Source organism: Escherichia sp. WS1450 (assembly GCF_046487395.1).
In the GTDB taxonomy this organism is placed as follows: domain Bacteria; phylum Pseudomonadota; class Gammaproteobacteria; order Enterobacterales; family Enterobacteriaceae; genus Escherichia; species Escherichia coli.
Map to the genome: position 1 here is coordinate 1 of NZ_JBJQJO010000056.1, position 7,733 is coordinate 7,733.

Genomic DNA, 7,733 nt, shown 5'->3' on the forward strand with positions numbered 1-7,733 from the left:
ACAGTCTGGATGAACTGCGAACGCTGGCGATTGATGTTGATTATCTCGATCCCGGTAACGGGCCTGACGGCGATATCGAACATCACACCGAAATAACCCTTCCTTCCTGAGAATCTTCATGTTTGTGAAACCTGTTAAAGGGCGGTCAGTTCCTGACCCTGCCCGCGGCGACCTTTTGCCCGCCGAGGGGCGAAATGTTGATGAGAACAACTACTGGCTGCGCCGTGAAGCAGCGGGTGATATCCGGCGCGTGAATGAAAAGGTGAATACCGATGACGAGCTTTAACACCATTCCGTCGAATACGCTGGTTCCGATTTTTTATGCGGAAATGGATAACTCGGCGGCGAATACTGCACAGGACAGCGGAGCATCGCTGCTGATTGGTCATGCCAATAACGGTGCAGAGATTGTTGCCAACAGTCTGGTGCTGATGCCATCGGCAGACTATGCACGCCAGATTTGTGGTGCGGGAAGTCAGCTGGCGCGTATGGTCGAGGCTTATCGCCAGACCGACCCGTTTGGTGAACTGTATGTGATTGCCGTTCCTGAATCCACGGGCGCGGCGGCAACAGTTACGCTGACGGTGACCGGCGCGGCAACCGAAACCGGCACGGTGAATGTTTATGTGGGACGTACCCGCGTGCAGGCACCGGTGACCAACGGCGATAACGTCGCGACGATTGCCAGCAGTATCAAAGATGCCATCAATGCCGTTCCGACCCTGCCGTTTACTGCCTCATCTTCGGCAGGCGTGGTCACACTGACCGCGCGTCATAAGGGGCTTTGCGGGAATGAAATTCCTGTCAGCCTCAATTACTACGGCTTTGGTGGGGGCGAAGTGCTGCCAGCGGGCGTACAGATTGCCGTGGCGACGGGTACCGCCGGAACGGGCGCTCCTGTTCTCACCGGCGCGGTGGCTGCAATGGCGGATGAGCCGTTTGATTATATCGGCCTGCCGTTCAACGACACGGCCTCCGTTAACACGCTGGTGACCGAGATGAACGATACCAGCGGTCGCTGGAGCTATGCGCGTCAGCTGTATGGTCATGTGTATACGGCAAAGATCGGCACGCTGTCAGAACTGGTGACCGCAGGTGACCAGTTTAACCAGCAGCACATTACCCTGGCGGGATACGAAAAAGAGACCCAGACGCCTGCCGACGAGCTGGCGGCAAGCCGTACCGCCCGCGCAGCGGTGTTTATTCGCAACGATCCGGCACGTCCCACGCAGACCGGTGAGCTGGTGGGTATGCTGCCTGCGCCGAAGGGGAAACGGTTCACGATGACCGAACAACAGACCCTGCTGTCTCATGGCGTGGCAACGGCGTATGTCGAAAGCGGGGTGCTGCGCATTCAGCGTGATGTCACCACGTACAGGAAAAACGCTTACGGTGTTGCGGATAACAGCTACCTCGACAGCGAGACGCTGCATACCAGCGCGTATGTGCTGCGCAAACTGAAATCCGTCATTACCAGTAAGTACGGGCGTCACAAGCTTGCCAGCGACGGTACCCGCTTTGGTCCCGGTCAGGCGATTGTCACCCCGGCGGTGATCAAAGGGGAACTGCTGGCAACCTACCGTCAGCTTGAGCGTGCGGGGATCGTGGAAAACTACGAACTGTTTAAGCAGTACCTGGTTGTGGAGCGTGATGCCAGCGATCCGAACCGCCTGAACACGCTGTTCCCGCCTGACTATGTTAACCAGTTGCGTGTCTTTGCCGTGGTTAACCAGTTCCGTCTTCAGTATTCAGAGGAGTCTGCATAATGGCCCGTATCGGGGGAACCTGTTATTTCAAAATTGACGGTCAACAGCTATCGCTGACCGGCGGCATTGAGGTGCCCATGAACAGGACGGTCAATGATGACATCATCGGCCTGGACGGTTCAGTGGACCGCAAGGAAACTCACCGTGCGCCTTATGTCAAAGGGACTTTCAAGGTGCCGAAGAATTTTCCGGTGAACAAAATCACCTCGTCTGATGAGATGACTATCACTGCCGAGCTGGCGAACGGTCAGGTCTATGTACTGTCGTCTGCCTGGCTGCACGGCGAAGCGAACCATAATGCCGAAGAAGGTACGGTTGATCTTGAGTTCCACGGTGAAGAAGGGGATTACCAGTAATGAAAGAGCTTGAGTTAAAGAAACCGATTACTGCTCATGGCGAGACACTCTCCGTACTGGAGTTTGATGAGCCTACCGGGAAGGATGTCCGCGAGCTGGGGTATCCCTACCAGATGAATCAGGATGAGTCAGTCAAACTTCTGGCGCATGTGGTGTCGAAATACATTGTGCGGCTGGCGAAAGTGCCGCAAAGCTCTGTCGACCAGATGTCTCCGGCAGACCTGAATGCAGCGGCGTGGCTTGTGGCTGGTTTTTTCCTCCAGGCCTGACGGCTGAATACCTCACTGATCGCTTCTTTGACTGCGCCAGCTACTGGCGCATTAATCCTTTCGAATTGCTGAATATGCCGATCAGTGAAATTCCCTTACTGGTCAGTCAGGCAAACAGGATAGAGCAGGAGAAACGCACACATGGCTGAATTTGAGCTTAAGGCGTTGATCACCGGTGTCGACAGGCTTTCTCCCGCGCTGTCGAAAATGCAAAAGAAAATCCGGGGATTTAAACGCCAGGCGGAAGAAGCGTCACAGGGTGGGCTGGCGCTTGGTGGCGGACTGGCAGCGGGTCTGACGCTTTCCCTGAAATCTTATGCCGATCAGGAAAACGCCGCCACCGGGCTGAAAGTCGCCATGATGGATGCGAACGGCGAGGTTGGAAAGAGCTTTCAGGACATCAATAAACTGGCTATTGGCCTGGGTAACCAGCTACCTGGTACAACGGCTGATTTCCAGAACATGATGCAGATGCTGGTGCGTCAGGGGATCCCGGCAGAAAACATTCTGGGTGGTGTGGGTAAAGCGACAGCTTATCTTGCGGTACAACTGAAAAAAACACCGGAAGCGGCTGCTGAGTTTGCAGCAAAGATGCAGGATGCTACCGGAACGGCGTCAGAAGACATGATGGGGCTGTTCGACACTATCCAGAAGGCGTTTTATCTGGGCGTTGACGATACCAACATGTTGTCCTTCTTCACTAAAACCAGTTCTGTTCTGAAGATGGTGAACAAGGATGGTCTTCAGGCTGCACAGAGCCTTGCCCCCATCAGCGTCATGATGGATCAGATGGGGATGAACGGGGAGTCGGCAGGTAATGCCCTGCGAAAAGTTATCCAGTCCGGATTAAGTGTTAAGAAAATCAGGGACGTCAATAAAGTCATGGCCCGCCAGAAACTCGGGGTACAGCTCGATTTTACTGACGGCAAAGGAAGTTTTGGCGGTCTTGATAACATGTTCAGGCAACTGGCAAAGTTGCGAAAACTGACCGACGTTAAGCGAACCGGTGTACTTAAGGCAATATTTGGTGATGATGCCGAAACCCTTCAGGTGGTCAATGCCCTGATCGATAAAGGAAAGGATGGCTACGATCAGATCCAGCAGAAGATGAATAAACAGGCCAGCCTGAATAAACGTGTTCAGGCTCAGCTTGGTACGCTGTCCAACTTGTGGGAGGCAATGACGGGGACCGCAACTAACGGTCTTGCAGCTATTGGCGGCGCATTTTCTGGTGACGCTAAAAATATCACGCAATGGCTGGGGGAGTTAGGGGAAAAATTCACGAAGTTTGCGGATGAAAATCCCCGGGTTATTCGCGGCGTCGTCGGGCTTGCTGCCGGTCTTGCGATTCTGAAGCTGGGATTGATGGGCGTGGGCAGTGCCATCAGTATTGTCAGCAGGATCATGTCGATGACGCCGATTGGCATGATTGCGACGGCGATAGCCCTGGCTGCGGGATTAATTATCACTAACTGGGATGTTGTCGGACCTTATTTTAAGAAACTCTGGGAAACCATTGGTCCTTATTTTGAGACTGGCTGGGAACTTCTTAAGAAGGTTTTTGCCTGGTCGCCGCTGGGGATGGTGATCAATAACTGGGGACCGGTTGTTAAGTGGTTTCAGGATATGTGGGACAAGCTGAAGCCAATTATTGAGTGGTTTACCGACAGTTCCGGTGACACGGTCGATGCCATTAACTCTGCGCAGTGGGGCGCGAGTGCTTATGATGCTTATGGGACGGGAATACCGGCGCGGGGATACACACCTTATCCGGCGGTGGATCCGGCTCAGTCAAACAACGCCTCCGATGCCACAGGCCCGAATCCCTTCATGATTAACAAAGCTTCTGCGCCAAAAGTTGATGGTGAGATCAAGGTCTCTTTTGTGAATTCGCCTCCGGGGATGCGGGTTATGGAAACGCGATCCAGCGGTTTTGATGTCAGCCATGATGTTGGCTATACGCGCTTTGGCAGGTAATGAAAAATTAATCTGTTAATGAGTCCCACTCCGGTGGGATTTTTTATGTACGGAGTTTATATGACGTGGAAAGACAGACTTCAGGACGCGTCATTTCGCGGTGTGCCGTTTAAGGTTGAAGAAGAAAGTGCGGGAACCGGCCGTCGTGTGGAAACACACGAATATCCGAACCGCGACAAACCCTATACCGAAGATCTGGGAAAAGTCACTTTCCGCCCGTCCATCACGGCTTATGTGGTGGGCGATGACTGCTTTGACCAGCGCGATCGCCTGATTGACGCGCTGAATAAACCCGGTCCCGGCACGCTTGTCCATCCGACATACGGTGAGCTGAAAGTCTGTGTTGACGGGGAAGTTCGGGTCAGCACATCGAAGAATGAAGGGCGTATTGTCCGCTTTGACCTGAAGTTTGTCGAAGCGGGAGAACTCTCTTACCCCACATCAGGTGCGGCGACGGCGCAGACGCTGATGTCATCCTGTTCTGCACTGGATGACTGCATCAGTGACAGTTTCAGAGGTTTCAGTATCGATGGCGTGGCGGATTTTGTGCAGAACGACGTCGTCGGTAATGCCAGCACAATGCTGGGGTATGTTTCTGATGCGATGAAAGTGGTGGATTCTGCCGTATCGGATGCCGCCAGGCTGTTGCAGGGGGATATCTCGGTACTTCTGCCGCCGCCATCGTCAGGCAAAAATTTCGTTGAGCAGGTGCAGAAAATGTGGCGTACCGGGAAACGCCTTTATGGTAACGCCAGCGACCTGGTCACCATGATCAAAACGCTTTCCGGTGTCAGCCTTGGCAGCGATCTGCAACCGCGCGGCGTCTGGAAAACGGACAGTAAAACCACCGCCACGGCGACACAGCAGCGTAACGTGGTTGCCAGCATCCTTCGTACGACCGCAATCAGCGAAGCGGCGTATGCCGTCACCCGATTGCCTGCGCCAACAACTTCCGCGGTGATGCAGAATGCCGCAGTGGGGCAGGCAACAACACCCGCGCAGAGCACTGGCTGGCCTTCCGTCACGCATCCGGCACTGAACAATGCACCGGCGGTGAAAAGCACGGTTGACCTGCCAACGTGGGAAGAACTGACTGACATTCGCGACACACTGAATACGGCAATTGATAAGGAGTTGTCCCGTACAACCAGTGATGCGCTGTTTCTGGCGCTGCGCCGGGTGAAAGCAGATCTGAATGCGGATATCAACACGCGCCTTGAACAGTCTGCACGGATCATTCAGCGCACGCCGGATGAGGTTTTACCCGCGCTGGTGCTGGCGGCGACCTGGTTTGATAACGCGGCGCGTGACGGGGACATTATCCGGCGTAATGCCATTACGCATCCCGGCTTTGTGCCGGTGATCCCTCTGAAGGTGCCAGTGCAATGAACGATAACGTCACGCTACGGGTAAATGGCCGGGAGTGGAATGGCTGGACATCGGTGCGCATCGGTGCCGGTGTTGAACGACTGGCGCGGGATTTCAGTGTGGAGATCACCCGCCAGTGGCCGGGAGATGAGGGTATCACCACGCTTCAGCCGCGCATTAAAAACGGTTCAAAAGTGGAAGTGCTGATTGGTGATGAGCTGGTGATCACTGGCTGGGTGGAGGCGACGCCCGTTCGTTACGATGCCCGTTCGGTCAGCACCGGTATTGCCGGACGTAGTCTGACCGCTGACCTGATTGACTGTGCAGCCGAACCGACACAGTTTAACGGACGATCGCTGGTACAGATTGCGCAGGCGCTTGCTGCGCCTTTCGGCATTGAGGTGGTGAACAGCGGTGCGCCGTCGGGTGTTATTCCTGATGTCCAGCCTGATCACGGTGAAACGGTGATCGAGGTGATCAACAAAATACTCGGTCAGCAGCAGGCGCTGGCTTACGACGACCCGCACGGCAGGCTGGTGATTGGCGGTATTGGCTCAACGCGGGCACATACCGCGCTGGTACTCGGGGAAAACATCCTTTCCTGCGATACGGAGAAGAGTATCCGGGAGCGGTTTTCTGTTTACCAGGTGGCGGGGCAGCGTGCCGGAAACGACGATGATTTCGGTGAGGCCACCACCACCGCGCTGCGGGCCCGCACAGAAGACGCATTTATTGCCCGTTACCGTCCGATGTATATCAGGCAGACAGGGCAGGCTACGGGGGCAGGCTGTATTGCGCGTGCTGACTTTGAAGCCCGGCAACGGGCGGCGCGGACGGATGAAACCACCTATGTGGTGCAGGGCTGGCGACAGGGTAACGGTACGCTGTGGCAGCCCAACCAGCGGGTGATTGTCTTCGATCCGGTCTGTGGTTTCGACAATACCGAACTGCTTGTCTCGGAAGTCACGTTTACTCAGGACCAGAACGGCACCCTGACGGAAATCCGTGTCGGCCCGCCTGATGCTTATCTGCCTGAACCCGAAGCCCCCGGCGCGCGGAAAAAGAAAAAAGCCAGAGTACAGGAGGACCCGTTCTGATGAGGACGATTGAAGCCATGCAGCGACAACTTCTCGGCCTGATTGGGCGGGCAGTGGTGAAAAGCATCAGTGCTGCCACGAAATGTCAGACCGTGGATGTGTCCCTGATTGCCGGTGAACCCAAAGCCGGGGTTGAACATCTTGAACCCTACGGTTTTACCGCAAGGGCAAACAGCGGTGCGGAAGCGGTGGTGTTGTTTCCGGATGGTGACCGTTCTCATGCGGTGGTTGTTACGGTGTCGGACCGGCGCTACCGCCTGAAAGGGCTGCAGACGGGTGAGGTGGCGGTCTATGACGATCAGGGGCAGTCCGTGACGCTGACCCGGGAGGGGATTGTGGTGGACGGTGCAGGGAAAACGATCACGTTTCGCAATGCACCTGAAGCACGTTTTGAAATGGACCTGGAAGTGACCGGACAGGTGAAAGACCTGTGCGACTCCGGCGGCACTACCATGTCAGCGATGCGGCTTGCCTATAACGGCCATCGTCACAGAGAGAACGGTCAGGGCAGTAACACCGACAAACCTGATAGAGCGATGGAGGCATGATGGAACTGTGGCTGACGGTGAACGGTAAACGCACCTGCGCCAGCGCACCGCTGGATCCGCTGACCCGCGCCGTGGTGATTTCCCTGTTTACCTGGCGGCGGGCGGAGCCTGATGACAACGCCGATGTCCCGATGGGATGGTGGGGGGATACCTGGCCTGCGGTACAGAATGACCGTTACGGCTCCCGACTGTGGCTGCTTCAGCGCAGCAAACTGACCAATCAGCTGGTGCAGACGGTAAGGGGGTATATCCGCGAATGCCTGCAATGGATGATTGATGACGGCGTGGTGTCCCGTATTGATCTGGATATCCGCCGCACCGGGATTAATGAACTGGGTAACAGTATCACTCT

The 7,733-nt window shown here is 55.4% G+C and carries 9 protein-coding genes; all 9 read left to right on the forward strand.

Features of this window, described 5'->3' with window-relative positions; translation table 11 throughout:
* Nucleotides 1–118 precede the first annotated feature (118 nt).
* The gene (locus ACJHYR_RS26410; protein WP_000497749.1) at nucleotides 119–286 is read left to right on the forward strand and encodes a DUF2635 domain-containing protein; all 168 of its coding nucleotides are present in this window, start codon (nucleotides 119–121) and stop codon (nucleotides 284–286) included.
* On the forward strand, nucleotides 273–1,766 hold the full coding sequence (locus ACJHYR_RS26415) for a phage tail sheath subtilisin-like domain-containing protein (protein WP_016240456.1): 1,494 nt from the start codon (nucleotides 273–275) through the stop codon (nucleotides 1,764–1,766). Before ACJHYR_RS26410 ends, ACJHYR_RS26415 begins: the two co-directional genes overlap by 14 nt.
* Nucleotides 1,766–2,122, forward strand: a complete 357-nt coding sequence (locus ACJHYR_RS26420) for a phage tail tube protein (RefSeq protein ID WP_000090997.1) — start codon at nucleotides 1,766–1,768, stop codon at nucleotides 2,120–2,122. Before ACJHYR_RS26415 ends, ACJHYR_RS26420 begins: the two co-directional genes overlap by 1 nt.
* Nucleotides 2,122–2,391, forward strand: a complete 270-nt coding sequence (locus ACJHYR_RS26425) for a phage tail assembly protein (RefSeq protein ID WP_000661050.1) — start codon at nucleotides 2,122–2,124, stop codon at nucleotides 2,389–2,391. Before ACJHYR_RS26420 ends, ACJHYR_RS26425 begins: the two co-directional genes overlap by 1 nt.
* A gap of 141 nt (nucleotides 2,392–2,532) precedes the next feature.
* Nucleotides 2,533–4,368: a phage tail tape measure protein gene (locus tag ACJHYR_RS26430; protein WP_086669697.1), complete on the forward strand. Its 1,836-nt coding sequence runs from the start codon at nucleotides 2,533–2,535 to the stop codon at nucleotides 4,366–4,368.
* A 60-nt stretch (nucleotides 4,369–4,428) separates the two neighbouring features.
* Nucleotides 4,429–5,757, forward strand: a complete 1,329-nt coding sequence (locus tag ACJHYR_RS26435; protein WP_016240458.1) for a DNA circularization protein — start codon at nucleotides 4,429–4,431, stop codon at nucleotides 5,755–5,757.
* A complete protein-coding gene (locus tag ACJHYR_RS26440; RefSeq protein WP_000999527.1) occupies nucleotides 5,754–6,833 on the forward strand; it encodes a phage baseplate assembly protein in 1,080 nt (359 codons plus the stop codon). The genes ACJHYR_RS26435 and ACJHYR_RS26440 overlap by 4 nt, the downstream gene beginning before the upstream one ends.
* Nucleotides 6,833–7,381 (forward strand): phage baseplate assembly protein V, encoded by a 549-nt coding sequence (locus ACJHYR_RS26445; RefSeq protein WP_016240460.1) that lies wholly within the window; start codon nucleotides 6,833–6,835, stop codon nucleotides 7,379–7,381. The genes ACJHYR_RS26440 and ACJHYR_RS26445 overlap by 1 nt, the downstream gene beginning before the upstream one ends.
* The coding region (locus ACJHYR_RS26450; protein ID WP_410233180.1) for a phage GP46 family protein at nucleotides 7,381–7,733 on the forward strand (353 nt) is incomplete at its 3' end. The genes ACJHYR_RS26445 and ACJHYR_RS26450, both read left to right, overlap by 1 nt.